Consider the following 24,060-nt stretch of genomic DNA (forward strand, 5'->3'; position numbering starts at 1 on the left):
GAGGCTCCATGACGATTCATGGAGCGGGCTTTTCCGCCAGATCAGGGCTGGCAACAACGATAAAACAACGGTAGCGGGGTAGGGTATTTTATTGGCAATATGCCAGCTCGGTCTTGTGGGGGGTGTCATAAATTCCGTGTTTAGGGCGGGTAGAGAATTACACGGAAGGGCGACTGAATCGGTCAGCGTAAAGGATAGCGAATTGGTTCATGGCTTGCTTCCAGTCGTGAGCGGATCGGCTCCATTTGGCGGTGATGTTTCGCAGCGCGAGCCAGATCAACTTGGAGGCGGCTTCGTCAGTAGGGAAATGGCCCCGGGTCTTGATGATCTTGCGTAGCTGCGAGTTGACATTCTCGATGGCGTTGGTGGTGTAGATCACCTTGCGGATCTCCGGCGCAAAGGCGAAGAACGGAATCACGCGATCCCAGGCATTGCGCCATGCCGCGCAGACGGTGGGGAACTTCTGACCCCACGGCCCATCGGCAAAGGCGTCAAGCGCGGCCAGGGCCGCTTCAGCACTGACAGCGGTATAGATCGGTCGGATCGCGGCGGCCAGCGCCTTGCGATCCTTCCAGCTCGCGTAATCGAGGCTGTTGCGGATCAGATGGACGATGCAGGTTTGCAGTGTGGTGGCCGGGAACACCGCGGCCAGCGCCTCGGGTATACCCTTCAACCCGTCAGTCACGGCGATCAGGATATCGCCCACGCCCCGGGTCTTCAGGTCGTTGAAGACCTTCATCCAGAACTTGGCGCCTTCGGTGCCTTCAATCCACAAACCCAGGATATCGCGTGTGCCGTCGGGTAGCACGCCCAGGGCCAGATAGACGGCCTTGTTGCGCACGACAGCATCCTCCCTGATCTTGACCCGCAGCGCGTCAAAGAACACGACCGGATACATGGGCTCGAGCGGCCTGGCCTGCCAGGCGGTGACCTCGGCCATAACCTCGTCAGTGACCGAGCTGATGAAGTCCGGCGAGACGTCTGTGCCGTGCTGCCCTCGCGATCTCGGGGCACGTCGATACGGATCGGCCCCTCCTGGGTCAGCACCGTCTTGGCCCCCTTGCCGTTGCGCTGATTACTCATCCGCTCGGGCTTGGCTGTGCCGGCCGGGTAGCCCAGGTGATGGTTCAGCTCACCGGCCAGGGCCCGCTCGATCAGGGCCTTCTTGAAAGCCAGGGACGCCGCATTGATAGCTTCGGCCGTCATCGAGCCGTCACCAAACGACTCCAGCAACTCGGAAGGAATCACAGGCAACGCTGCCGGCTGGGTTCTTGGTTTGCGAGACATAGACACTCCTTGACCTCATGTTATGCCCCAAACACGAAATTACTGACAGGCCCGTCTTGTGCTTTGCCTGGGAGGAACTGGGCCAGGCTTAACCATTGGGCACCTGCTGGTGGATGTTCACCCGTAGCCTTTTCGTGTTCGCCGGCGCGAACGCAGCCCTTTCTGCCTTCCGGCAGGCCCTTTCGGGTAGGGCTTTTACCCTTGTGAACCATTCCCTTCGCCCTTCAAGCCCATTTCACCCTTTGGCCATTTGTGCTCCGGTGTCGCCGGAAAAATACTTCATGGGGCAGGTTTGTTTTTTTCGAGGCGCCGCACCCTGTAACCGGGCACTTTCTCGTTGCGGACCTGGCCAATCTGGCCGAGTCAGACAGGAGATGGATACGATGAATCATGACGACATACTGAATAACCGGGCGGAGCTACTCCAAGAGCAAAACGGGGATGACAGCGGGAGCCTGTGCCATGACGAGCTCATCTTTGCGCTGCAGGATAAACATCACGCCTTCTCCCTTGGCTTGAGCACCGTTCTTCAGTGCTTGAAAATGGCCGAGCATGAAGGGGTGGTCCCCGAACTTCCCGAGGGCTGGTGGAGCCGGATGGCTAATCGATACAGGCTGAATTGATTATTTTCATGGAGAGCGGTGCGCTATGGATGTCTACAAGTTGAAGCCAGAGGAAACCGATGAGCGACCAATCGAGCGCGAACGTTTCGAAGAAGAAACGCGACGCCAGGAGCCTTGGTTCTCCACCTCTGAAAATGGTACGGAGGGACATTTCGCTGTCTGTCCCGCCTGCGACAATCCAGTACAAATCATAGGTCTTTATCATTTGCCCGCCAATGTGACTCGTCCTTATGGGCGTCATTACGCTCGTTCGGTTCGAGATCTTGCCGAAGCGGATGAGGAGGCGCGAGAGAACTGCCCTTATTTCAAACCAAGGGTACACCAAAAGACAGAGCGAAAAGCCTCGGTAGACGGCACGCCTCTGAAAATACTAAAAATACTGATCGAGCAGTTCGACAGGGTTGTCTACCTGCTGCGGAAAGAACTGGGTGTGAATATCTCTCAAAACCTGGCTATCCGGATGCTGGAACAGTACAGAAGGGAGAAAGGATATCTTTATACTGGGGCAACGCTGACCAATATCCCCTGGATATTTGCCTATATGGCTGATTCTCAGAGTCTTTTCGGACAGCTTTTACTTGATGATGAGCTTATCAAGGCAGTCTCCACTGAAGTGTCAGCAGCCTCGATTGATGAATATGGCCGAGTTTCCTCGAAGGTGGATGCGTCAGGGAGGAAGGAGTATTTCGATCTCAATATGTGCTTTGTGAAGCACCGGTTTCGTAAGGACAGCCTTGAGGGTGAGTTGATCGAGGGGATGGAGATGCTGGTTTCCACAGAGCGGAAAGGAAAGGCTATCGACATATATAAGAAGTCGATTGTATTTAACCGTCAGTATTTCCAGCGTTTGATTGCTTTGCCCGAGGATCATCCGCGTAGAGACCGTAGCTTGGTCGAGGCGGCGCGGAGGGTGCTGGGTGACTTGCTGCCCGGCGAACGATGATATTTGGCTTCAACGTAATCGGTTGCGAGCCAGGTGACGCTCAAGCTCCATCGAGTCGTGAAGCACGCGAACCACCTCGAGCACCTGGTCTGTCGCAACCCGGTAGAAGACGAAGTGCCTGGGCCGAACAACCTTACCGACGTTGGGCATCGAGCGGCAGTAAACGAGGTGGATGCTGCGCAGGCCAGCTCCCAATTCTTCACGGCTGATGCTGCCTACCTGTTGTGGGTCTGTCGCAACTGCTTCCAGCGCCGCCCCTATGAGTGCCTGGTAACGTCGGCGCGCGGCATCGCCGAAGCGGTTGTGGGTGAAGCGCAGGATATCGACGATGTCCGCTTGGGCATCATGGGAGATGCGGTACTTGGCCATGCTTCAGTGGCTCGCCTGGTTGCCGAGCTCGTCGAGGTATTGGGCCAGGTCGTCGCTGGTGATCTCGTCGTACTCGCCGCGTTCCAACTGTATCAGGCTACTGGATGTTGCGTTGCGGAGGGCTTCGAGCTTGGCGCTATTCTGGGCTTCCTGCTGCAGCAACAGGCGCAGGCCTGCCCGGATGACCTCGCTGCGGTTCTGATAGCGGCCGGTCTCCACCAGCTCGTTGATGTCCTGCTCCATCGGGTCAGGAAGGACGACATTTCGGGTTGCCATTAGGTGCTCCAGTCCACAGATAGCTAGTGGCATAATATGCCATAAGGCTTGCCAAATCATCTTTTTCGGCGTATAGGTGATAGCAAGATGCCTCCCTTTGGGAGCCAGGAGATTGATCATGAACGCGCACACCAACAAAGGTATTGCCTCCCGGGTCGGTTTTGGCCTGGGTACGCTTGTGCGTTTCTGCCTGCATGATCGTCGGCCTACTGTGCGCTGTGTCAAACGAGTCAGTCTTCTGGTGGTGCTGTTCGTGGTGCTTGTTCAGAACTTTACCTGGCTGGCAAGCGCCTTCATGACTTTGTTGTCGTTTGGGCTGATGAGTTTGGTTTTGGTAAAAGGAAACTTAGATATTTCAAAAGACAATAGTCAAATCTCGTATGGTACTGGATACGGTCCGGAGGGATATGGCTACTATAGAGCCGGCCGTAGGGTGGATGACGATGATGACGAGTAAATATAATGTTTAATTACGAGACTCCAGCCTAGCAGAGTCTCGTTTTTTATCTTTTTTAGAGTGCCTTCTGTTTAATCTTGTCTGCGGCTTCTCCTCCAGCTTTTTGTACCTCTTTTGTGCCTTTTGACAGCCCGTCCACAACACTTCCAACGTTAAGCCCTGCCCATCCGATGGCGGTGATCCAGAGCGCAGGTAGTATCAAGAACATAGAACCCATCACGAAGTTCAAGATTGCATCTTGAGTCGCCGTATTCAGTCCCATGACCGGGTCGAATGAAAGATGTGGTGATCCCGAACCATAGAAAGCATCAAGTATCGTGCTATCGATATATCTGGCTAACTGAAACCAGAAGTCGACGAACATCATTGCAAAGAAGACGACCGTCATCGTCATGGCAACTTTCAGTTGATAGGTGCCGATGACCAGGACCATCGGAATGCAGATGACCATGGCCATCTTGAGGAACGACATCACCATTGGCAGCGCTTGGCGGACCATATCCATCGCTGGGAAATAGGCCAGGCTGCCCAGGGCAACGCCGAAGGTTCCTGCGGTTCTCGCGATGCCGTTCCAGACGGTGCCGCCAACCTGCCCGCCGTAATCGGTATAGACGTTGCCCTTGACCTGGCTGGAGGGGGAGATCACCTGGCGAATGACTGCCTCGGTTACCTCGTCCTGGTTCAGCCATTTCGCCCACTTGAGGAAGCTGGTCATCAGGTCCGGATCCACCTGGCCCTTGATCCGATCACGCAAGCCGATCCCTGAGTCAGCCCACCACTGCTTGCAGGTTGGGTAGCCACCACCACCGCCCACCTGGGGCAGCCCGGCGTCGCGGGTGGCGTTGTAGGGCCACGACTGACGGGGACTCTTCGAGTAGTCGGTGTCGTAGTACCCCGGGGTGTTCAACAGGAATCGGGAGCCGATCCAGTTCAGGTCCTGCAGCGCCTTGTTGTCCTCGGCGATGGAGCCCAGATCGGGTTGCCGCATGAACAGCCGCGCACGGGAAGGTCCGTAGCAGTCCCTGGAAAAGTCAGCGATTTCTTGTGCCAGCAGCGGGTTGTTCACGCGCGTATTGTCCACTTCCATTCGCATCTGCCGCAGATCCGTGCCGCACGGAATGGCCGCGACCGCGCCGGCGGTGAAGCCCTTGGACAGGGCGTGCATCATCGCCCACCAGAGCGGCATCTGCGCACTCTTGCCGGCCAGGCTGCTGAAGGAGGTCGACCAGCCGGTGTCTGCCGGCGCCGGCAGGTTGTACTGGCACTGCTGGGCGCGGGCCTGGTCGAACTCGATGGTGTCGAAGCTCACGTTGACGACCGGGATTCCCGCCAGGGCGACCACGATGTATCCGACGTAGATATGCGTCTCGATGCGGGCCAGAGACAGCACGCCTTTGTTGCCCTCGTCGGCGCCTTCCCCGCGAACTTTCAGCCACTCACGCATCACAATGGCCACGAAGGGCACCGCGAACAGCCCTGTATCCGAGATCATGTTCCAGATCCCGTTGTTGATGATCCAACCGAGGAGGGTGAGGTAATACTCCAGGTAGTCATTGGTCATGAAGGTCATGCTGCGCCTCCCGTGCGGAAGTAGGCTTTGCTGAATTCGATGAGCAGGACCAGCAACAGCACCAGGATCTCGATCCGCCGAATGCGCTGCCGCTCATGCGCGCTCAGTTCCTTGCGCTGCTTGAGCCGGAACCAGGCGATGGCCAGGGCGCAGTACAGCAGCGCCCGCCAGGCGAACAAACTCCAGTAGTTGCTTTGCCGCCAGGCCTCCAGGCCCTGGATGCCACCGAAGTGGTTCAGGGCGAAGAGGCTGAGCAGCGTACCGACCACTGCCAGGCCGACGACGATCAGCACTCCGACCAGTAGCTGGCCGAGGAGCTTTCGGGTGGTGAGCGTATCTGCCATCACGGTCTCCCTCCCGTCTTGCCGTCGGCGGCAGAGGGGGCCTGCAGGCGATCGAGGCGATCGGCATCGGGCGCCGACTCGAACACGCCACTGGACCCTGAGGCGCGCTGTTGCCCGCGCTCGATGACCCGCATGGGCGAATTGCTGGCCAACTCGCGACGGAGTTCCAGTTCGGTCTTGAGATTGGAGATCTCCTGCTGCAGGAGGCTGGTCTGCTGATCGACGGCTTGGGTGGCCAGGCCGTTGGCGGCGACGTTGGGCTCCTTGGCGCCGGCGAACATCAGGCGCTGCAACAACAGGGCCTTGCTGAGCACGTCCATCAGGGAGACATCGGACGCCAGGCGGCGCGCCAGGACGTCCTGGTCACGCTCGTCGCGCAGCGCCTCGATGACGCCGCGGGTGATCGGCAAGGCATCGGTGCCGGCCGCAGCCAGGTTCTCGGCGGTCAGTGGCTTACTTTTCGACAGCAGCTCCTGCAGCGACTGGAGCTTCTTGTCGTAGGTCTCTTGGATCAGCGGGGTCAGGCCGACGCCTGCCGCCGTCACCGTCTTCTGACAGCCTTCACAGGTCTGTTGCTGTTGTTCGCCCAGAACCCGGGTGGCGAACGCGGCGGCTTCCTGGGGGGAGGACCAGGTGTTGCAGACCAGGCCGCTGTTGCAAGTGGCGGAAGGCACGCTCGACGAGTCATTCACTGAGCGGCTGGTCAACAGGTTGTAGCCCGCCCGGGTCACGTCGTTGACGATGCGAATGGGCTTCTGGCCGGAGCCGCCGGCCTTGTCTCCACCGACCCAGGTTATGCCATCGTTGCCGCCCTTCTTCTCCACTGCTTCGAGGGCGGATACGGCGTCTTTCCCGCCAGAGGCCAGTGTGGCACCCAGGGCCTGGCCTTCGGCGATTTTCCCCCAGCCGGTCTGCTCGCCAGCGATGTCAGCCATCTTCTCGGCGATCGCTCTGCAAGTCCCTTTCGAGCGGTCGTAGTCGATCCGCGCCTGCAGGATGCCATTGGTGATCAGGTTGTAGAGCTGAGGGTTCGCGCGCTGGATGATCAACGCCGGCAGCGACATGACCGCGCCGGTCGCGTTCTGGATGACTGAGCCCATGATGTTCTGGAAACCCTGTGTGGCACCGTTGAGCTGGTTCTCCAGGGTGGTGCTCAGGTTCATGTTTCCGCACATAAGGTCGTTGTTCCAGCCGAAGCCGACGCCGATCGAGTCCATCTGGCCGGCGCTGCCCATGCTCACCGCACTGCCGCCGCCAATGCTGTAGAGGACCTCGTCGCTGAGAACCGTGCCGGTCTTGGACACATTGATCGGGTCGTCGGCCTGGGCAAGTTGCGCTGCGAGCAGGCACGTCAGCGCGACCGAGGTGATGTTCATTCGCATGATTCGTCTCCGTGTCCTTATTGGAAGTCGGTACTGCCGAGGAAGATCTGCCCCTTGCGCTGGCAGCAGGAGTAGGGACGCCAGAGCGCCCAGGCGTAATCGCCGTCGACGGCTTGCGTCTTCGGCCCTGAGTTGGGAAACACCGCGCAGTTGAGGCTCAGGGACGGGGTCAGTTCCTGCCATTTCCCGGTCGAGGCATCGCCCTCTTTCAGCTCGCCCGCCGGCCAGTAGCCGTCCTTGGGTGCTGAGCGCATGGGGAGGTAGACGTGGAGCTGGCCGATTCGCGTGGTGATGTCGCCGGCGCGCTGGGCGATGACGGCCGCCGTCTTGTAGTCGTCGGTCTGGTGCAGGAATCCGCTGCGCGGATAGAGGTTCCCCCACATGTCGCCGGAGAAGATTCCACCCACCTCGCGCAGCCCTGGGACCAACGCTTCGGGGTACACCTGCTCGGGAATGCCATGCCGCCAGCCAATGGCGTCCAGTGTGCTGAGGAAGTACGGCACCAGCGGGAAGGTGGCGCCAGGGCAAACGTACCCAGAGGCGCTGGCGAACCGGCTGAACGTGGCCCCGCCAGGATGGCCGATCACATCCGCTTCCTTGAAGCGGCCGATGCTGTTCTCGGCCTTGTAGTTGGTGGTCGCGTCATTGCCGGCCTGGGCGAGGGGATTCGGTGTGCCCAGCGCCGACACCTCGGTCCAGGGGTTGCTCCCGGTATTCGCATAGCTGGAGACGACTGCGTCAGGCACGTAGTGGCGGACCTTGACCGACGTCTTCACCTTGCAGCCATGCGGGCCGCAGAGCAGCCAGTAGCAGATCCCGACGACCTTGTATTCGAGGCACTGAGGGGAAAGGGTGGAGGAGACGATGGCGGCGCTGTTGATCGCGGCCGCGGCCGTGAACGAGAGGCTGAAGGTGGCGGCCGCCGCTGCCAGGCGGCGGAGGTTGAGGCTGGTCATCAGCGCGTCCTCCTGGCCTTGGCGATCAGCTCAAGAGCGCGCGGTACGTCCGGTTCGCCGTAGACCACGTACTGCCTGTCGACTACCACGGCAGGGATCTTCTCGACACCGAGACTCCACGCATCGGTGACGTCTTGTTGTGCCTTCACCAGCTCTGCCTGCAGGCGTCGCCCCTCGGGGCTCTGTAGCAACTGCTGAAACGCTACCTGAGCTTGTTGAGGATCCTTGGGCAGAGCGTCAGTCAGTTGCTCCTCAAGGTGTTGCTGGGCATCCAGGAGCAGGACTCGCGATGATCCGGTGGCGGTGACCGGATGGGCCTGGTCAGTGATGACCCAGGTTTCGGCCTGGCTTGCGCCGGTCAGCAGTACAAGTAGTAAGCCAACGGCCAGGGGGCGTGGCCACCAGGCTGGGGGGGAACGATGAAGAGGCATGGGTCTGTACCGGTTCGAATAGGTACAGGTAGGAGACAGGATCGCTTCCGATAGGGCAGCAGGAAATCATCACTACGTCGCCGGGGTATTTTTTACCGCTGTAATGGCGAATTGTTGGCGCATGGTGCAGAGGAGGGAGCCTGGTAACTCATAAGGTAGAAGTGAGCTTCCAAGCCATCTTTTTTTCAGGTGTTTGCGCGGACTGAGCAGTCGCTGTCGAAACAGTCATTTTTGTTGCTAAGAGGCAGGAAGGCTGCGCTGAGATTCATACTAGTAAATTAGATAGTTGTTGTCTTCTGAAACAGAATTGAAGCGAAATTGGGGGTAGGTTTTTCTAGGTGAAGGGTAACTCTTGAGAATTACAAAGGTGTGACGCAAATGTTGTATTTTTCTTGCGGTATGAAGATGGGTGGTTGGGGCGGATATAGGTGCTTTTCTCTATTTTCTTTAATTGCTCTCATCTATGGGTGTGTCGGTGGTGGAGGTGGGGCGGATGAGATTGGGCAGCACTGCTTTGAGAGAGAGCAGAAGATTTCCGGAGTTAATGATAATGAAGAGGGGAGTGTGAGGTTGAATCGGCTGAACTGCGATCCAATTGAGGGGCGTGTTCTTGAATCAGAGAAGCTGATACGAAAGCCGCCCAATGAACTGGGTATTCACTGAATAAATAATTTTTAGCATGGAGAGGTCTTTTGAAATGAAAAAATTACTTTTTATGTCGACTGTGCTTTTGGTGGCTAGCAATTTCGCATGTGCTGATGAGGGCTCAAATGATGGAAGTGAGATATGTCGGGCGCAGGGTGGGGTTGAAATAACAAGTCTAGGGGAAGTCTCAAAGGGTGTGAATGTTGAAGATGTTGTAGTTTGTTCGATTCTTCCAACTAATATGAAGTCGAGTCAAAGGGCGCCTACACTCCCTCCTCTGCAAAGGATGATCATTTCGGCAATGCCTTCACCAGGAACGGTCACTGTTTCTGCCAGCGGAGATAGGAAGTTTACAACATCTTGCCGGGCAAATCTTTATGCTCCACGTTATGCCAATTTATATCCAGACGGTGTTAGCAGGGGAACATCAGATCTACGATGTGTTGGTTACAATACACCCGGGAATTCATCTCAAGGGTGTAATGTGTCATGGGTCGGCCCGACCGACATTCAATTGGGTGTTGAGCCATATGGCGGATCTGTTGTTGTAAACTACAGTTGCACTGCCTTTAAAACAACGATTCCAGTGATAATGAGCTACAGTTATCGTGATGGACGGGCAGTGTATGGTGAGGTCCAGAATGTGTCAGGAATAATAAATGTGGTTTTGAACTAAGGATGCGCTTATAGGCTTTTATTTCAAGGTAATCAGCTTGTGAATGTGCTGCAGGGCACTCTATTGAGCGCCCTGCATAGGCTGGAAGTCGTTTGGCTGAGGGCTAGTCTTTCGAGTTCGATATGGCACGTTGATGAAGGCTGGTAAAAAGTCCTGTCTGTGTGGGTGGCAGGCGAGTGGCGCGTTCAGACGCTAATGTGGAGTTTAAGGTAGGGTTCCGACGCCGAGGATCCTCTTTGGGGGGAGTCATTTGCTGAGCCATGCAGTTGTAAGACAGGCTACGCGCTCCATTGACTTGGACATCGATACACGAAGATTTAGATTGTTCATTCGAGTGTGACTCTGCGGGCGGGGAGGCAGCAGCCTGCTGTGTCAAACCAACTATAGGCAATAAGAATATAACTCGAAGAATTTTAATAAACATTCCAATCTCCTTAATCCTGAGGGTTGGATGAGATTCAATAGTAACCTCAAGTTATGAGGAAAGATGAACCGTCTATCGTTTTGTAGTCTTGGTTAGGTCAGGCACGCGCTAGTGAGTAGTACCAAGAGTAAGCCGATAGCCAGGGGGTGTGGCGGCCCATTTGGGGAAGCGATGAAGAGGTGCGGGTTTGTACCGGTTCGAGGAAGGTATAGACAGCAGACAGGATCGCTTGCGATGGGGCAGCAGGAAACCATCAGCCCGTCGGCAGTGTATTTTTCGAGCCGTATCCAGAGCTGCTGCCAACAGCGGCAGGGGTGACTCCATCGTCATCTGGAGGGCATACTTAGCGGTTGATAGATGGCTAGTTGATATTAACGTGGGAGTCGACATCATGGAGCGCTTGCTCGAGAGCATCTATATCAATGCCCGGCCGGCGATGGAGTTCAAGCTCAGCCTCACCAGCTCCGGCCGCAAGAAGATTGTAAAGATCGTGGACGGGGATGAGGTTGAGATGCTGCCAGGTGACGTGCAGAGCATTCTGGAGTCCCAAAAAATGGATGTTGGCATCCTCTCCGATTTCTTCGTCCAGACGCTCCTAGAGCGACGCTAGTGGTCCCTGGCCAACCAGTCGATCGCCGACAGCAACGTGGTCTCGTCGGCCATGCCCTCCAGCTTCACGCTTCTTCCCGTCTGGTTGTCCCGGATGACCAGGGTCGGGGTCGCTGTAATGCCGTTCGACCGTGCAGTGTCGATGTCCGTCTTAATCAACCGGTCCACCAGGTCCATGTCTTTCGCACATTTTTCCAGTCGAGCCTGGTCCAGTTCAGGAAAGTGCAATGTGCCGCCAGGCAGCCCGCCCCCGTTGCCGGCCGACTGAGCGAAGATCGCATCGATAGCGCTCCAGAAGGCTTTGGCGCCGCCTTGGATCCCCGCGCACTCCACCAGGCGAGCCTGATGGCGGGCCGCCTCGCCATGCATCTGCAGGGGAAGATGCCGCCAAACCAGGTTCACGTCCGGATGGCTGTCTACCCAGCGCTTCAGCCGCGGTGTGTAGACCTTGCAGAAGGGGCACTCCAGGTCGGCGTATTCATTGATCGTCCAGCGCGCCTTCGCATCGCCGTAGAGGCTGTGGTTGGCTGGTAGACCCTTCACCAGAAGCTCGACCCCTAGGGCGGAGACAGCCAGCAAGACCAGCAGCAGCCCCGCCCAGGGCAGGGCGGGACCTTGAAATCGTTTCGCTGCCCAGCCGCCCTTCAACAGTCTCACGCTTGCCTCCGCTGTAGGACTTCCGCACGGTCCACGGCCTCGATGAGCGCCTGTTGGGCCGTATCAGGCTGTGGATGCTGTTGCAGCCATTCATCCAGGAGCTGCTTTATCTGCGGGACTATGTCCCGGCGATCGACCGCCCTCAGTTGAATCTGCTGCAGCTCCTCGATCAGTACAGGAGCGCATATCCTGAGCGTCTGCAGGGCATCTTCTTCGGGGTTCTGCAGGATCTGGGTCAGGTTGTCGATCAGGTTCTGGGTCAGCGAATTCAGAGCTCTCATTCGTCCTGGCACTCCACTGCCGGTTGGTCTGGGAAAATAATGGGGAAGGGCGGCAGGCCGCGCGCCTTGTCTAGATCCGCTGCGACCTGCAAGGCCGCCTCGAGCTCGTCGCAGCCGGTGGCTTGCATGATGTTGTAGCGCTGGTTCTTTTCTTCGTTTTCGGTCATGGCCAGGGCTAAGTAGAGACTCGGGGGAACCACACGGAAGAGGTACTCCTTGCCCTTGGCCAGGAGCACGCCCTCGGTGAATTTGCCGCTTTCCTTGCGGGCCGAGAGCATCATCGACTTCTGCGCCGGCGACAGCTCGCGGAACCTGGAGATCTTCTCTACCTCGTCGGGGGGCATGTTCAGGCACAGCCACCACTCGATCATGTTAAGCATCGGCGCCCCGGAGGCTGGGATGTCGTCGATGTTCTGGGTGGCGAGCCAGAACCAGGCGCCCAGTTTCCGCCACATCTTGGTGATCTTCATGGCGTAGGGCAGCAGCAGCGGGTGCTTGGTGATGATGTGCCCCTCATCGGTGATCTTGACGATGGGCCGGCCCTTGAACTGGTCGCGTTCGGCGATGTTGTTCACGGTGTTCAGCAGCGAGATGTAGGCGATCCCGAGCTGGGCGGCGTAGCCTTCGCGCGCGTAAGTCGCGAAATCCACCACGGTGAGGTCGGCTTCAGGCCAGGGCGTGCCTTCGCGATTGAACATCTCGCCGTCGGCACCCATGCAGAACATCTGCATGGCTTCCGCCATTTCGGCCAGGCGCGCGCGGCGTTCTGGCGCGGAGCCATCGCTCCTGGAGGCCTGGTAGAGCGCATCGCGCACATCCTGGGTCAGCACCGTGCGGTTCGCGGCGGCGCAGGTCCTGGCCGCCGCCAGAATCGCCTGGCGGATGGCGCTGCGATCGGCACGGGTCAGGCGCGCGTCTTCCTTTTCCTCGCCGCCGGTGATCATCAGGCGGGCGACGATCTCCATCTCGCCCAGGATGTCTCGCTGGTCGTCCTCGAGGTCGGCCTTGCTGCCCTGGACCGAGTCCGAGGCCTCGATGTCTTCGGCATCCAGGACCTTCACCTGGTCGGGACTCTCGACCAGCTTGATGGCGTCCGCGTACGGCGCCAGGCTGACCCCGGAGCCCGGGGCGAGGCGGACCCGGTGGACCGAGAGGCCAAACCGCTTGGCGAAGTCGGCCAGCAGGCCGAAACTGTTGCCCGCTTCCGCGACGAACATCCGTGGCAGGTACATGGCGAGCATCTGGCTGATGAGGTTGGTCAGGGACGCTGACTTGCCGGACCCGGTTGGCCCGAAGATGAAGCCGTGGGCATTCATCTGCCGGTCCAGCTTGTTGAACGGGTCGAAGGTCAACGGCGCACCGCCACGGTTGAACAGCGTGAAGCCAGGGTGCCCGGTACCGGTGGTGCGCCCCCAGATGGGCGACAGGTTGGCGATGTGCTGCGCGAACATCATCTGGGTGTACCACTCCAGGGCTCGCTTCTCGTTCGGATCGAAATTGCAGGGCAGCCAGCGCAGGTAGCTGTTCAGCGGTCCGACTTCGTTCTGCGGTTCGACCGGCACAAGGCCGGCGCCGAGCAGCACGTTGCTCAGGGTGATGCAGCGCTCCTCCAGCTGGGTATGGTCGCGGCCGCGCACGAACAGAGCGATCGAACCGCGATAGAGCTTGTGCTCCCGGCCGATCAGGCGGCGAACGGTGGCCACGTCCTCGCGGGTGTGGATCGAGGCCTGGGTGTCACCAACGGCCTTTTTCGAGAGCTGCTGCAGATGCCCTTCCAGCATGTCCTGCGGCGTCACCACCATGGTGATACACAGCAGCGTGTCCTCGGGCATGCGATCGAACAGGGCGTTCAGGCCATCGCCTTTGAGCGTCTCGCCAGTGAAGTGGCCTGTCAGCGGCGCCTTGTTCAACTGGTCGACCACGATCACACGGTGCGGCATGGCATCGAAGAGCCATACGCCCTGGGTGGCATCGGAAACAGGCTGCCGATAGAACAGGTTCTGGGAGAAGTCGGTGCCGTCGGCCAGCGGCAACTCGTCCTGCAGGATCGGTTCGTCCGGCCGGCATACCAGTTCGTAGAAGCGACGTAGATCCGCATCGGTCTTGCCGAGGTGATCCGGGTGCGGGTTGAACCAGCGAATCAACCAGTTCCTGACGTCCTGGCCGCTCATGCGCGAAGCGACGATGCCGGCGTTCGCCAGGCCGCCTTGGATACGCTCGCAGATGGATTTCAGATATGCCGTCGGGTCCTGTCCGCGAATCTGCGCATCCGCCTTGCGGATCCGGCGGTAGACGACCATCCGCACGCGCCGCTGTTGTCCTCGCCAGGGCAGCTTGCTGACGGCGGTGTCGACGAACAGTCCGCCCGGCTTCGAAATGCCCTCCAGGTGATGCTTCATGAGCGCCAGGTACATCTCGCTGAAGGCCGATCCTCGCGCTCGAGGATGGACGTACTGCCTCAACTGCTCCTGGAAATTGTCCCAGCTGATCTCGTCCTGGGCGTAGAACTGGACGATCCAGGGCGAGGTTTCGTGCTCGTCGAAGGAGTTCTGCAGGGCTTCTTTCAATGCGTCCCGGGCGTTCTGCATCCAATTGGGGTCGCGGCCCTCGGTGCCCAAGGGCACCAGCTCGAAGAAGACGGCACGCGAACGCCCATCTTCCAGGAGCATCACCTGTTCGTCGGGCAGGTACTCAGCCCAGGGCAGCAGGTCGACGAACGATGGGTCGTGATCGTAGAGGCGTGACGCTTCAGCCTGCGTGGCGCCATTCTTGCTCCCGGTGTTGGGCAGAGGAATACCCATGGCGGCCAGTCGCGCCAGATAGCGCTCGGTGGCTTCTTCCCGTAGTGCGTCTTGGACTTTGGCTTCTTGTGGAGCGGTGTTCTGCCCTTCCTGAATAGCCGCGTCATGTCCTTGGGCGCGGCGGCGAAAAAATTGAAGCAATTCCATCAGTAGGCCTCCGTGCGCTCGCCCGGCATGGCGTACTGGACTCGCTGGTAGAAGGGGAACACGGTGGTGTAGCCCGGGACCGGGGCGGGATCGCTGCCGGCCAGGTGCGGGAACACATACATGACCAGGTCGGGATTGGGCAGTCGTTTGAACTGGCTGTGGATCTCGTTGCTGGCCGTGCGGGTGTAGTCGGCCTGGTCATTCGCGGAGGCAGCCTGCTGCGGATCGATTGGGCGCCGCAGCGTTTGCCTGGCATCGAGGAGCAGCCGGCCACGGCTGTTGCCTATCGAGCTGGTCGCACCTCGCTCCCAGACGTCGAGCATGTTGGCCTCGCCGTGGGGCAGCATCTCCTCCTTGCTGGTGGAGCACGCTGCCAGAACCAGCGCGCAGGCCAGGCCGGCGCAGAGACGAAGAAGGGGGTTAGTCCAAGTCTGCTGTTGCATGAGCGGCTCCAGAGCTGTAATCGACCTTGCGGCCCTTGAGTTCATAGTCGATCGCCAGTTGCTGATCGAGATGCACGGCGACCCGCGCACCTGGCTGCACGTAGACGGCGGCGAAGGCCTCCCCGTACAACTTGTTCATCCACTGCCGGATATCGCCGACGCCGCCGGAGAGGATGCTGTTGAGGGCCGAGTTGCTGTTGGTTCCGGTCGTCCCGAAGCTGGTGCCGTTGCCGCTGAAGACGGTACTGGTGTTGTTCTCGTCGGCGTCCAGGAGCTTGGCGATGCCGGCCCCGGCAGCCGTGAGTAGGCTCTGATTGCCCAGGTACTCCTTGGCATTGGATCGGCGATCACCGGCGATGCAGGGGATGCCGTAGGGGTCGCTGATCCAGCCGAGGCCGCCCTGGATGGTTTTCTGGTCGGCGCTGGCGGTCTGGTTGTTGTTGCTCTGGTTGTCATTCACCTCCTCGGCCGGCGCCGGGAAGGTGCGCACGGTCCCGTCGTTGAACACGAACGTGAGGCTGCGGATCTGCCCACGCACGCAGGAGAGTGTCCAGTCGCCCGAGGCGGTCCCGCTGGCTACCGCGCCGGCGACGTCCGGCAGCTCGATGCCGTTGGCGGTGAGGTTGTCCGGGCCGATGAGGATTTTGAACGGGTAAGGATCATTGACCGTCCCGTCGACCGGCACACGACCGATCAGCGCAGACATGGCCACCGAGCCCATGAGCGTCGAGTTCTGCGGCAGCGTGTAGGTCTTGCGGACGAGCTTGCGGTTTTCCAGGTCGGATCGCTGTTGGCCGACGGGGTGCAGCCCGTCATCGATCCGCTCCAGCGCGTTCTGTCCGCGATCGACCGCATTGCCGAAGGAGGTCGGGAAGCTGAATCCGCTCGGTTGGGTGGTGGAGCCGGCGGCCAGCGGCTGGCCATTGGCATCGACCGCGCGGGCGTCCTGGGGCTCGATCCAGACGATATCCGATGAAGACGAGCCCGCTCCCTGAAAGTGCTGGCCATCCTCTGGTCGCACGCCGAACCCGACGGGCAGGTCGGTGTCACCGGCCTCGGGAATGTGGGTTAGGTTCTCGAGCCGTTTCTGTACCTGGTCCAGGATCGTCTGGCTACGGTTTTCCTGCTGTTGCTGCAGTTCCTGGGCGGTATTGTTGAGCTTCTGCTCTATGTTCTGATCGATGTTGCGCAGGCGGCCCTGCAGGTTCTCATTGGCGGCTTTGAGCGAGTCATTCTCCTGGATCACCTTGCTGATCTGGTCCTTGAGCTGCCGGCTTTCCGCCACGATGGTGCGTAGTGTGTCGGCGGGCGTGTCGCCGTCGATGCCCAGGGTTGCCGCTTCTTCCGACGTTACCGTCGGGGTTGCGGCGCCTTGTGACTGCGCACTTTCTTTCTTGCCCATCATGCTCACGCCGATCAGGATGGCGCCGATCACGACGGGGACGACCAGCAATTTCAGGAGGGGATTACCGGTCAGCGCCACGACGGCCTCCTTTGGGATCGATCTGGCTGATGGAGGAGGGCAGGAGCGCGTCGGCAAGGCCGCGGCCGCGCGTCACCAGATACACGGTAGTGGTGTCGGAGGCGTCGCCCCGGGGCCCCAAGTACGGGTGCTGGAAGGTCGCGGCGACGAAATTGCCCATCAGGTCCCTGGGATCCAGGGCCAGGTGCTGGGCGCTGGCGTTCTGCAGCTTCACCGCCGTGATGTAGTAGTCGTCCAGCCGCCAGGCGCCCAAGGCGGTAGCCGTGATGGGTAGGCTGGGGAGCAGGGTGGTCAGGTCGAGCTGTCGCTTGACGCGCACCTGACCGACGCCATCCACCGGTTCCACCGTGCGAAGCGGGGCATAGAGCATCTGCGCCGCATAGCGCGTCAGAACCACGGGGACGGGCGTTTCGCGCGGCACGGCCTTCGGTGCTTCTGCGTGCTCGGTCTGTTTCGCTGCTGCCGATGGCTGGGCTTCCCGGGACTGGCCATAATGCGGAGCCACTGGCTCGCCGGCGACGATCCTGACCGGCTCGCGCGGCTGTTGGTCGGCCGTTGCTTCGGTGGCGGCGATATCGATGAGCATCTGCTCGCCATTGGTCGCGTCCTGTAGGCGCAGGCGCGCTGGAGGAATCGGCTCGTTGGCGAGCAGGTAGAGTGCGCCGCCGGTACTCTGGACGCGCAGCTTGCCCTGCAGATCCCGAGGAACGCCAACTCGCACGTTTCTGTCGACAAAGACAATGCGTTCCTGGCCGACCGTCAATGGAATGGCCAACGGAATGCGCTCCCAGCGCAGAATCTCCACCGCGTGGGCCAGTGTGGGTAGGGCAAGCATTAGCAAGAGCGAGCCTGTCGACTTCCGGATCATAGACCTCCCTCCCGCTTGGTGGGGGCGGCCGGCTCCTCAAGCTCGATACGTTGAGGCGTATCGGAGTAGCAGTCCCACTGCAGGCCGAAGGGATTGGTCTCCGGGTCGACGTCGGCGCGGATGACGTGCAACGGGTAGCGGGCCAGCGCGCGCTTGATCTTTTCGCCGGCGTAATACTCCGTGCTGTCCATGTCCAGGTTGACGGTCCAGTCATTGATCGAGTGTTGGATCACGCGGCCATCGCTCTCGCCAATGCCCCGACCGGGGATTTCCGAGGTGGTGCGCTCTCGCCCCCTGAGCTCGCCGGCGTTACGACGAAACTCGAAGTCCTTCTCCAGGAAGACTTTGCAGGAAGGCGTCAGGTAGGCGGCGTAGCGGAACAGGTTGCTCTTGTAGTCCACCTCGCCGTCCTTGGGCCAACGCTGTACCTGCTGGAAGATGTAGAGGCCGAACGCATAGACACTCTCCGGCGGAATGTCCCACCACAACCGGGTGCTCCCTGAACGCAAGTCGGGCGGAATGTGGATCCAGAGGTCCTTGCGGGCTTCCCAGACGCAGTAGGCCAGCACCACGATGACCATGCACAAGAAGCCGGTGATGAACCGGAAGGTGTTGATGTGAGCCTGCTGTTGCGCGGTGTGTTTTCTGAAACTCATGGGGACTCCGTGCGTCGACTGGTCCAGGCGCCGGAGCGCGTCACCAGGCGACGGTTGCCGAAGACGGGAAAGCGCAGCGAGAGGGCCAGCTCCACCTGGCGGTAGAACCAGGTATCGGGCCGCCCCCGCTTCATCCGCCGCAGGATGCGGCTGCCGATACCCAGGCCGAGGGCGCCTACCAGCAGCGCGCCCAGTGGAATGCAGGCCGCGTTACCTGCGACCAAGGCAGCCGGGATGCCAAGAACGAACCCGGCTGCTCCGCTGGTGAGGACCGTGATCCACATTTCGTCCGCAGTCAGACCGCCGATGACCACCGGTTGCCGGTTCAAACGGGTCGGCAGGAAGCTGAGGGTCCCATCCTGAAACAGATGTTCTTCGGGCATGGGAAGGCCCTTACATGATGGTGGTGGCTTTGGTGACGAGATAAATGATCAAGATCAGCAGGCCGATGCCTACGGCCACGCCCGCTCCGAGATCCGACCACTTCTTTTTCCCATCATGGATGGCGTGATAGGTGCCGTAGGTATGCCAGGAGACTCCCAGAAAGACAGCCACGCAGATGAGTAGCGCGAGGAGCATCGCTCCGTCATAGCCGAAGTTCTGGATGGTTTGCATGATCCCCGATCCTTCCCCGCGGCTAGGCGCCTCGGGCTTGGGGAGTGCAGCCAAGGCGACGCCTGGGAGTACCAAAGAGATGGCAGCCAGGCGCAGGCAGAGGGTGGACAGTTTCTGGAGGGTGAATTTCAGCATGAGTGTCTCCGTATGGGTCAGCTGAGGAGGAAGAAAGAGGTGATGCCGAGGAGGACCAAGATCCGTATCGCGGAAGCGCCGGCAGTGGCGCTGTCGAGGTTGTTGGTGGCCCAGCCGCGCCAGGTGCTGTACATCGCCCAGGCGGACCACAGCAGAAGGAAGGTCATCGCTGCTCCAACGAACAACCCCTCGCCGGCCGATGGGGGAAAGCCAGCGGCGGCTTGGAACGCTGATGTTTGGGCTCCACTCATGCTCACGGCATCGGCCCTCCGCGCAGGGTGTAATTCCCGGACAGGTCGGAAGGGTCACGCGGCTGGGCGCGGCTGGGTGTCATGTAGTCCTGCAGGCCTTGGCGGATGCGCTGCAGGTCAGCGGCCAGGCGCGAGTAGTCGAAGTAGAAGCGCTGTCCGGGCTCATCGGCGCCCTGGGCACTGCGGCGGGCGGTGTCCTCGAGGGCGTTGAGCTGCCGGATCATCACCTCCAGGTTCGCCTGCTCGGAGGCGCTCGCTGCGAAGGCTCCCTGTGCGACCAGCGCACTGCAGGCCAAGGCGGCCAGGCAGCTTCGGCGAAGGGATGGATGTGGAGTGTTCACGGCGAATCTCTTGCAGATCAGGGTGCGATCAGCTTGCCGATCGCCCTGATTCCATTCCGCAAGAAATACTCGGCGCGGGTCCGGGGTATTTTTTTATGAGGTTGCGCGCTTGAAAAACAGCAGGTAGCTGACGGGCAGAGCGATGCCCCAGGCCCAGCCCTGGGCGTTCTGATTGCCGATCTCGGTTACGCCCCGCATGAGTGGCTGAACGCTCACCAGCTCCCAGCCTTCCTGGCCCAGACGCACGACCTCGGCCCAGCGCAGAGGGTTGAGCAAGGCGTGGTCGTCGGGTTCCAAGGTATCTTCTTTGTGTTTGAACATCGCGACGCCCTTGGTGAGGGTTTTGTAGGGAATAACGATGTTTTCGACATGGTATTCGAAGGTCTGCTTCATTACGTGCTCCTGGAGTGGTTCGAGTAGAACCGCACGGTTTCAAGAGCAGGAGGAGGGCCTCAACCGAAAATACTAGGCCTAGCACCAGTGAATTTCTGGTGGTTGGCGGGTTTAGAGACACGTATGGACGTCTGGGTGTATATTTCATATATATTTCTAAGGGAGACGGCTGATGCTTAGAAACATCTCTATTGGAGTTTTGCTAGCCATGGCTGCTATGTTGGACAGTTATGGGGTGGCTGCCGCTACATTACGATGCGGGTCGGCAATTGTTAGTGAGGGTGACTTGATTGATGATGTGCTTAGGAAGTGCGGCAACCCTGATAGCCGTAAAGTTGAAGGGCCCGCAGTGGATGGTAGTGGCTATATAGTGCGGGGGGCTGCTACTGTCGAAAACTGGGTATACGGACCAAGGAATGGTTGGTACCAGAAGCTTAGGTTTGTCGATGGAAGGCTAGTTCAGATAAAAGGCAGTATGGACTAGGGTATAGCCGTGGATGGTGTGTTTTTCATCCACGGCTATAAGTCATCATCCGGCAGATGATATAAGGGTAAGGATATTTGCGATTGGTAGGCCTTGTGCGTCGGAAATAAACACGGTTGCACTAGCGCCTGCACGAGAAACTATCTGTTGTAGGTTGCTCGGATTAGACATGCCGCCGTTGTAATTGGCTTGGAATTGCTTGCTGGAACTTGCTATGTCTAGAAGTTCAAGTAGAGTGCTTTGGTTGGCGGATTGTGCGGAGTTCATACTGATTGATGTGTTTGATCCTGCCGCTCGCAGCGCCTGCTGGATGTTGTTTGAAGTGAGTTGGGCACCATTAAAGTTGGCGCTGAATTTTTTAGTGTTGCCCGCGATGTTGATGACCTGTAAAAGGATGGATATATTCGCCGCCTGAGCGGTGTTGACGCTGATACTGGTTCCCGCGGCCGCAGCGCTGATCGCTTGCTGAAGGTTGTCTGCTGTTAGTTGTGCACCATTGAAGTCGGCGCTAAATTTTTTCGTGTCTTTGGCAGAGTTGATGAGGGCTAGCAGGGTGCTTATATTAACCGCCTGAGCGGTGTTGACGCTAATGGATGTTCGGGTTCCTGCGGCGTCTAAAGCTTGTTGAATGTTGTTTGAAGTAAGTTGAGCGCCATTGAACTCTGCGCTGAATGTTTTTGTGTTACCTGCTGCATGAATAGTCTGAAGAAGGGCGGTTATATTTGTCGCTTGTGCGGTGTTGACGCTTATGCTAGTGTTTGTGCCTGCCGCATTTACTGCTCTAAGTAGGTTGTCGCTGCTGAGTTGGGCTCCATTGAATTCTGCGCTAAAACTCTTTGAGTTGCCTGCTGTAGATATTGCGGAAAGAAGTGTGTTTATATTAATGGCTTGTGCGGCTATTGTGGATACTCTGGTTAATGATCCTGCTAAGTTTATGACTTCCTGAAGGTTGTTAGCAGTCAGCTCTGCGCCGTTGAAAGTTGTTGAGAGGTTTTTTGTGTTTTCTGCAGTGGTTGTTGCCTTGAGAAGAGTGTCTATATTTAATGCTTGCGCGTTGCTTATGCTGATGGTTGTATTCTTTCCTGCTTTTGATAGGGCCTCTAGCATGTTGCTTGGATTTAGAAGGCGTCCGTCGAAATCAAGGATAAGCTTCATCTCAATGCTCCGCTGTGACCTAACGTTAAAGTCTTGGTGTGAGTACTTCCTAGGCTGAATGAGTTGGCTACAAATCTCTTTGCCTTATGTCAATGTCAGGCATTCGCTGTGACCAATATCATTTTTTTGAGTCATTTTTCACAGCTAGCTATCTGCTCCTTCAGCTTTCTGTCGTCCACGTACCGCTGCATGATCGATAGCACCAGGCTATTGATGGCGAGGATCTTCATCGCGCGGGTCACTGCGACGTAGATCAGGTTCAGCTCATCGTCGCGCTTGCCCGGGTCGGTGTCGGGTGCCAGCGGATCCGCGTTGAAGTCGTCGTACAGGCAAACGAAATCCCATTCCAGCCCTTTGGCCTTATGTGCGGTGGTCAGGGTGATCGTCGCGTCCAGCTCATTGTCAAGGGTCAGTGAGCGAAGCTCGAGGATCCGCGCCGGTAGATCAGGGTAGGTCGAGATGATCTTGATCGAGCGCAGCATTTCACCGTCCTGGCTGATCTCGGCGATCTCCACGTACTGGGTGTAGTCGCGGTAGTCACGGAGCAGCTTCTTGTTTTGGACGTTTTGGTGCAGGCCTCGGCTGAATGCGTACAGGTCCTCCAGGTCGCGCAGCGAGTAACTGTCGATACCGCCTACCCAGTAGAACTTGGGTGCCGGATTATTGCGCACACGCTGCAGGGCATTTTCGATGACGCCGATAACGGTGCGGTGAATGAAAGTGCGGTGAGGAAGGTCCGCCGGGAGGGACTTTTTCACCAGCGTCTGCGGGCCCAGTCCTTGAAGTTTCCGTGTCTCGCCCTTGTAGGAGAGGATGATGTTGGCCACGTGCGCAATCGCGGGGCCGAACCGCCAGCTCTGGGTCAGGTAGTGCTCCTCGGCGCCGACCATCCAGTCGCTGTTCAGGGCATCTTCCGCGCCCCTGAACCGGTAGAGCTGCTGATGGGGATCGCCGACGATAGCCATTCTGATGCGCTGCCAATGGGCAATGTCCGCGATCACTGGGTTGATGTCCTGTCCCTCGTCCAGGAGCATGCAGTCGAAGCGCTGGCTCAAATCGGGCTTGCTCAGTTGATACAGCTTCAGGTAGCCGTCATGGGGCATCAGCATGCCGGTGTCCTGGAGGTCGACCATGCGCCTCCAGACTACTCGCGCCATGTCCAGGCCCTGCTTGAGGAAGCGTTCCTGGGCACTGGTGAGGAACGCCTTGTCGCGGAAGCGCGGGAAGTGCGGTCGGCCGAGTTCCGCGTCGGCGCTGGCCATGTAGTTGTTCAGCGTGGCCAGCACGTCACGTACCAACTCCCAGTCTTGGGTATCGAGTCCGCGGGCGATATCGGTCAGACGCAGGTTCTTCGTCTTCTTGTGGGCGTACTGGATGCCGTACACCGCATGAGCCAGGCTGTGGGCGGTCTTGCAGACTACGTTGCGGGGAAACTTGCCCTTCGCGGCTTTCTCCACCGAGCTGTTGTAGCAGAGATAGAGGATTCTCAGGGTAGGGTTCGCCTTGGCAAAGCCCACCAGGGTGGTCGTCTTGCCAGTGCCGGCGAAGGCCCGCACCAGGATCTTCGATGCCTTCGACTGGATGATCGGTGACTGTTCGTGAGTCCACTGCATAGGTGTCTCCGGAGATACGAGGGCTTCCAGATTGGTAGGTGTCTGGTTAAACAGGGGGCTGTGGCTGTGGAGCTAGTCAGGGCATGGCATCATTTGTCGTTCGTCTCCCTGAAGGCATCGAAATGAAAATTTGGCGATTTGCGTTGATCTTTTTGATTCTGCTTTTTGCTGTCGCGTGGTTCTCATCTAGCGAGTTGAGATCACATGCTGTGCCTTGGTTGATTCACTGGTTCGAGGTGCTCAACCGATAGTGCGCCGGTGACGAATACACAGGTAGCAAAGGTGCGTAATGACCATTGTCATAGTCGCCAGGCATAGTGAAAATCCGGCACATAGCGTGAGAAATGCCGCACCCTCGGCGGCCCCTGTAGTAGCGTGGGGGACTATCGTCTCCATTGTTGGAATCAACCGATTTATCACCTGTGCCACGGCATAGACGTATAGAACCGAGGTCACGCTGAGCCAGGCGAGCGGAGTTAAAACGGCCTGTCTGGTCCATGGACCACGACGAGTACCAACTCGAACCCAGGCTGCGGTGAGCAACCATTGGACTGACAGCAATACCAGGGCGACTTCAACGAGAACTTGCCAATACGTGCCGGCCTCCTTGAGCCTGCCCATCGTCATGAGTACAGCCGCTGAAAGCAGCAGTACAAGGACAGTCAGCGTGATCCAACTGGCGTGTAGAGCCGTGTCGCGCGAAGGCAAGAGGTGTTTCAGCGGTAGGGCCATGAGCGTCTCCTCG

General features: G+C 58.8%; 27 protein-coding genes and 1 pseudogene. 5 read left to right on the forward strand and 23 right to left on the reverse strand.

Annotation, left to right across the window (positions count from 1 at the left end):
* Positions 1-157 precede the first annotated feature (157 nt).
* Positions 158-1,287, reverse strand: a pseudogene (locus VQ065_RS09175) (IS256 family transposase).
* 383 nt (positions 1,288-1,670) lie between these two features.
* On the opposite strand from VQ065_RS09175, the gene VQ065_RS09180 reads away from it, so the two are divergent.
* Positions 1,671-1,910: a hypothetical protein gene (locus tag VQ065_RS09180; RefSeq protein WP_023082682.1), complete on the forward strand. Its 240-nt coding sequence runs from the start codon at positions 1,671-1,673 to the stop codon at positions 1,908-1,910.
* A 25-nt stretch (positions 1,911-1,935) separates the two neighbouring features.
* The gene (locus VQ065_RS09185) at positions 1,936-2,853 is read left to right on the forward strand and encodes a hypothetical protein (RefSeq protein WP_023082681.1); all 918 of its coding nucleotides are present in this window, start codon (positions 1,936-1,938) and stop codon (positions 2,851-2,853) included.
* Between the two features lie 9 nt (positions 2,854-2,862).
* On the opposite strand, the gene VQ065_RS09190 is transcribed toward VQ065_RS09185, so the two are convergent.
* Positions 2,863-3,222: a type II toxin-antitoxin system RelE/ParE family toxin gene (locus tag VQ065_RS09190; RefSeq protein WP_025297855.1), complete on the reverse strand. Its 360-nt coding sequence runs from the start codon at positions 3,220-3,222 to the stop codon at positions 2,863-2,865.
* Between the two features lie 3 nt (positions 3,223-3,225).
* Complete coding sequence (locus VQ065_RS09195; RefSeq protein ID WP_025297856.1) at positions 3,226-3,498, reverse strand: type II toxin-antitoxin system ParD family antitoxin; 273 nt, start codon at positions 3,496-3,498, stop codon at positions 3,226-3,228.
* A gap of 118 nt (positions 3,499-3,616) precedes the next feature.
* Here VQ065_RS09195 and VQ065_RS09200 point away from each other — a divergent pair, with 118 nt between their 5' ends.
* Positions 3,617-3,955 carry a hypothetical protein gene (locus VQ065_RS09200; protein ID WP_025297857.1) on the forward strand — a complete coding sequence of 113 codons (339 nt, stop codon included), beginning with the start codon at positions 3,617-3,619 and terminating at the stop codon, positions 3,953-3,955.
* A 55-nt stretch (positions 3,956-4,010) separates the two neighbouring features.
* Here the strand turns inward: VQ065_RS09200 and VQ065_RS09205 are convergent, their stop codons facing one another.
* From VQ065_RS09205 to VQ065_RS09225, 5 genes are read right to left on the reverse strand one after another with little or no spacing between them, the layout of a single operon-like run.
* Positions 4,011-5,525, reverse strand: coding sequence for a conjugal transfer protein TraG N-terminal domain-containing protein (locus VQ065_RS09205; RefSeq protein WP_033896058.1), 1,515 nt, complete (start codon positions 5,523-5,525; stop codon positions 4,011-4,013).
* Positions 5,522-5,869, reverse strand: coding sequence for a hypothetical protein (locus VQ065_RS09210; RefSeq protein ID WP_012076881.1), 348 nt, complete (start codon positions 5,867-5,869; stop codon positions 5,522-5,524). The genes VQ065_RS09205 and VQ065_RS09210 overlap by 4 nt, the downstream gene beginning before the upstream one ends.
* Entirely contained in the window at positions 5,869-7,251 is a 1,383-nt protein-coding gene (locus VQ065_RS09215; RefSeq protein WP_116560594.1) for an integrating conjugative element protein, read from the reverse strand. The genes VQ065_RS09210 and VQ065_RS09215 overlap by 1 nt, the downstream gene beginning before the upstream one ends.
* 17 nt (positions 7,252-7,268) lie before the next feature.
* Positions 7,269-8,207, reverse strand: coding sequence for a TIGR03756 family integrating conjugative element protein (locus tag VQ065_RS09220; protein WP_126122900.1), 939 nt, complete (start codon positions 8,205-8,207; stop codon positions 7,269-7,271).
* A complete protein-coding gene (locus VQ065_RS09225) occupies positions 8,207-8,638 on the reverse strand; it encodes a TIGR03757 family integrating conjugative element protein (RefSeq protein ID WP_003111736.1) in 432 nt (143 codons plus the stop codon). The genes VQ065_RS09220 and VQ065_RS09225 overlap by 1 nt, the downstream gene beginning before the upstream one ends.
* Positions 8,639-10,774: 2,136 nt before the next feature.
* Here VQ065_RS09225 and VQ065_RS09230 point away from each other — a divergent pair.
* Positions 10,775-10,993 carry a hypothetical protein gene (locus VQ065_RS09230; RefSeq protein WP_003109406.1) on the forward strand — a complete coding sequence of 73 codons (219 nt, stop codon included), beginning with the start codon at positions 10,775-10,777 and terminating at the stop codon, positions 10,991-10,993.
* Here the strand turns inward: VQ065_RS09230 and VQ065_RS09235 are convergent.
* From VQ065_RS09235 to VQ065_RS09290, 12 genes are all read right to left on the reverse strand, one after another.
* Positions 10,990-11,649 carry a DsbA family protein gene (locus tag VQ065_RS09235; protein ID WP_003109405.1) on the reverse strand — a complete coding sequence of 220 codons (660 nt, stop codon included), beginning with the start codon at positions 11,647-11,649 and terminating at the stop codon, positions 10,990-10,992. The genes VQ065_RS09230 and VQ065_RS09235 overlap by 4 nt on opposite strands.
* Positions 11,646-11,930: a hypothetical protein gene (locus VQ065_RS09240; RefSeq protein WP_003099860.1), complete on the reverse strand. Its 285-nt coding sequence runs from the start codon at positions 11,928-11,930 to the stop codon at positions 11,646-11,648. The genes VQ065_RS09235 and VQ065_RS09240 overlap by 4 nt, the downstream gene beginning before the upstream one ends.
* Positions 11,927-14,731, reverse strand: a complete 2,805-nt coding sequence (locus VQ065_RS09245; RefSeq protein WP_025297860.1) for a conjugative transfer ATPase — start codon at positions 14,729-14,731, stop codon at positions 11,927-11,929. The genes VQ065_RS09240 and VQ065_RS09245 overlap by 4 nt, the downstream gene beginning before the upstream one ends.
* 146 nt (positions 14,732-14,877) lie before the next feature.
* A complete protein-coding gene (locus VQ065_RS09250; RefSeq protein WP_012076874.1) occupies positions 14,878-15,321 on the reverse strand; it encodes a TIGR03751 family conjugal transfer lipoprotein in 444 nt (147 codons plus the stop codon).
* Complete coding sequence (locus VQ065_RS09255; protein ID WP_023094359.1) at positions 15,299-16,804, reverse strand: TIGR03752 family integrating conjugative element protein; 1,506 nt, start codon at positions 16,802-16,804, stop codon at positions 15,299-15,301. Before VQ065_RS09255 ends, VQ065_RS09250 begins: the two co-directional genes overlap by 23 nt.
* A complete protein-coding gene (locus VQ065_RS09260) occupies positions 16,788-17,672 on the reverse strand; it encodes a TIGR03749 family integrating conjugative element protein (RefSeq protein ID WP_003121020.1) in 885 nt (294 codons plus the stop codon). The genes VQ065_RS09255 and VQ065_RS09260 overlap by 17 nt, the downstream gene beginning before the upstream one ends.
* Positions 17,669-18,328, reverse strand: a complete 660-nt coding sequence (locus tag VQ065_RS09265) for a PFL_4703 family integrating conjugative element protein (protein WP_003117079.1) — start codon at positions 18,326-18,328, stop codon at positions 17,669-17,671. Before VQ065_RS09265 ends, VQ065_RS09260 begins: the two co-directional genes overlap by 4 nt.
* Positions 18,325-18,711, reverse strand: a complete 387-nt coding sequence (locus tag VQ065_RS09270; protein WP_003117078.1) for a TIGR03750 family conjugal transfer protein — start codon at positions 18,709-18,711, stop codon at positions 18,325-18,327. The genes VQ065_RS09265 and VQ065_RS09270 overlap by 4 nt, the downstream gene beginning before the upstream one ends.
* A 10-nt stretch (positions 18,712-18,721) precedes the next feature.
* On the reverse strand, positions 18,722-19,078 hold the full coding sequence (locus VQ065_RS09275) for a TIGR03745 family integrating conjugative element membrane protein (protein ID WP_003117077.1): 357 nt from the start codon (positions 19,076-19,078) through the stop codon (positions 18,722-18,724).
* Between the two features lie 17 nt (positions 19,079-19,095).
* On the reverse strand, positions 19,096-19,335 hold the full coding sequence (locus VQ065_RS09280; protein WP_003121019.1) for a TIGR03758 family integrating conjugative element protein: 240 nt from the start codon (positions 19,333-19,335) through the stop codon (positions 19,096-19,098).
* On the reverse strand, positions 19,332-19,670 hold the full coding sequence (locus tag VQ065_RS09285) for an integrative conjugative element protein, RAQPRD family (RefSeq protein WP_003158157.1): 339 nt from the start codon (positions 19,668-19,670) through the stop codon (positions 19,332-19,334). Before VQ065_RS09285 ends, VQ065_RS09280 begins: the two co-directional genes overlap by 4 nt.
* A gap of 93 nt (positions 19,671-19,763) precedes the next feature.
* On the reverse strand, positions 19,764-20,063 hold the full coding sequence (locus tag VQ065_RS09290) for a hypothetical protein (RefSeq protein ID WP_003117075.1): 300 nt from the start codon (positions 20,061-20,063) through the stop codon (positions 19,764-19,766).
* 217 nt (positions 20,064-20,280) lie between these two features.
* Between VQ065_RS09290 and VQ065_RS09295 the strand changes: the two genes are divergently transcribed.
* The gene (locus tag VQ065_RS09295) at positions 20,281-20,547 is read left to right on the forward strand and encodes a DUF2845 domain-containing protein (RefSeq protein WP_223195009.1); all 267 of its coding nucleotides are present in this window, start codon (positions 20,281-20,283) and stop codon (positions 20,545-20,547) included.
* A gap of 45 nt (positions 20,548-20,592) precedes the next feature.
* On the opposite strand, the gene VQ065_RS09300 is transcribed toward VQ065_RS09295, so the two are convergent.
* The 3 genes from VQ065_RS09300 to VQ065_RS09310 form a co-directional block, all read right to left on the reverse strand.
* Complete coding sequence (locus VQ065_RS09300) at positions 20,593-21,702, reverse strand: hypothetical protein (RefSeq protein WP_003121016.1); 1,110 nt, start codon at positions 21,700-21,702, stop codon at positions 20,593-20,595.
* A gap of 131 nt (positions 21,703-21,833) precedes the next feature.
* Positions 21,834-23,315, reverse strand: a complete 1,482-nt coding sequence (locus VQ065_RS09305) for a UvrD-helicase domain-containing protein (protein ID WP_003117073.1) — start codon at positions 23,313-23,315, stop codon at positions 21,834-21,836.
* Between the two features lie 240 nt (positions 23,316-23,555).
* Positions 23,556-24,047: a hypothetical protein gene (locus VQ065_RS09310; protein WP_023980742.1), complete on the reverse strand. Its 492-nt coding sequence runs from the start codon at positions 24,045-24,047 to the stop codon at positions 23,556-23,558.
* Positions 24,048-24,060 lie beyond the last annotated feature (13 nt).

The sequence above is a fragment of the Pseudomonas sp. KBN10P06128 genome (assembly GCF_037574945.1).
Lineage (GTDB): Bacteria > Pseudomonadota > Gammaproteobacteria > Pseudomonadales > Pseudomonadaceae > Pseudomonas > Pseudomonas aeruginosa.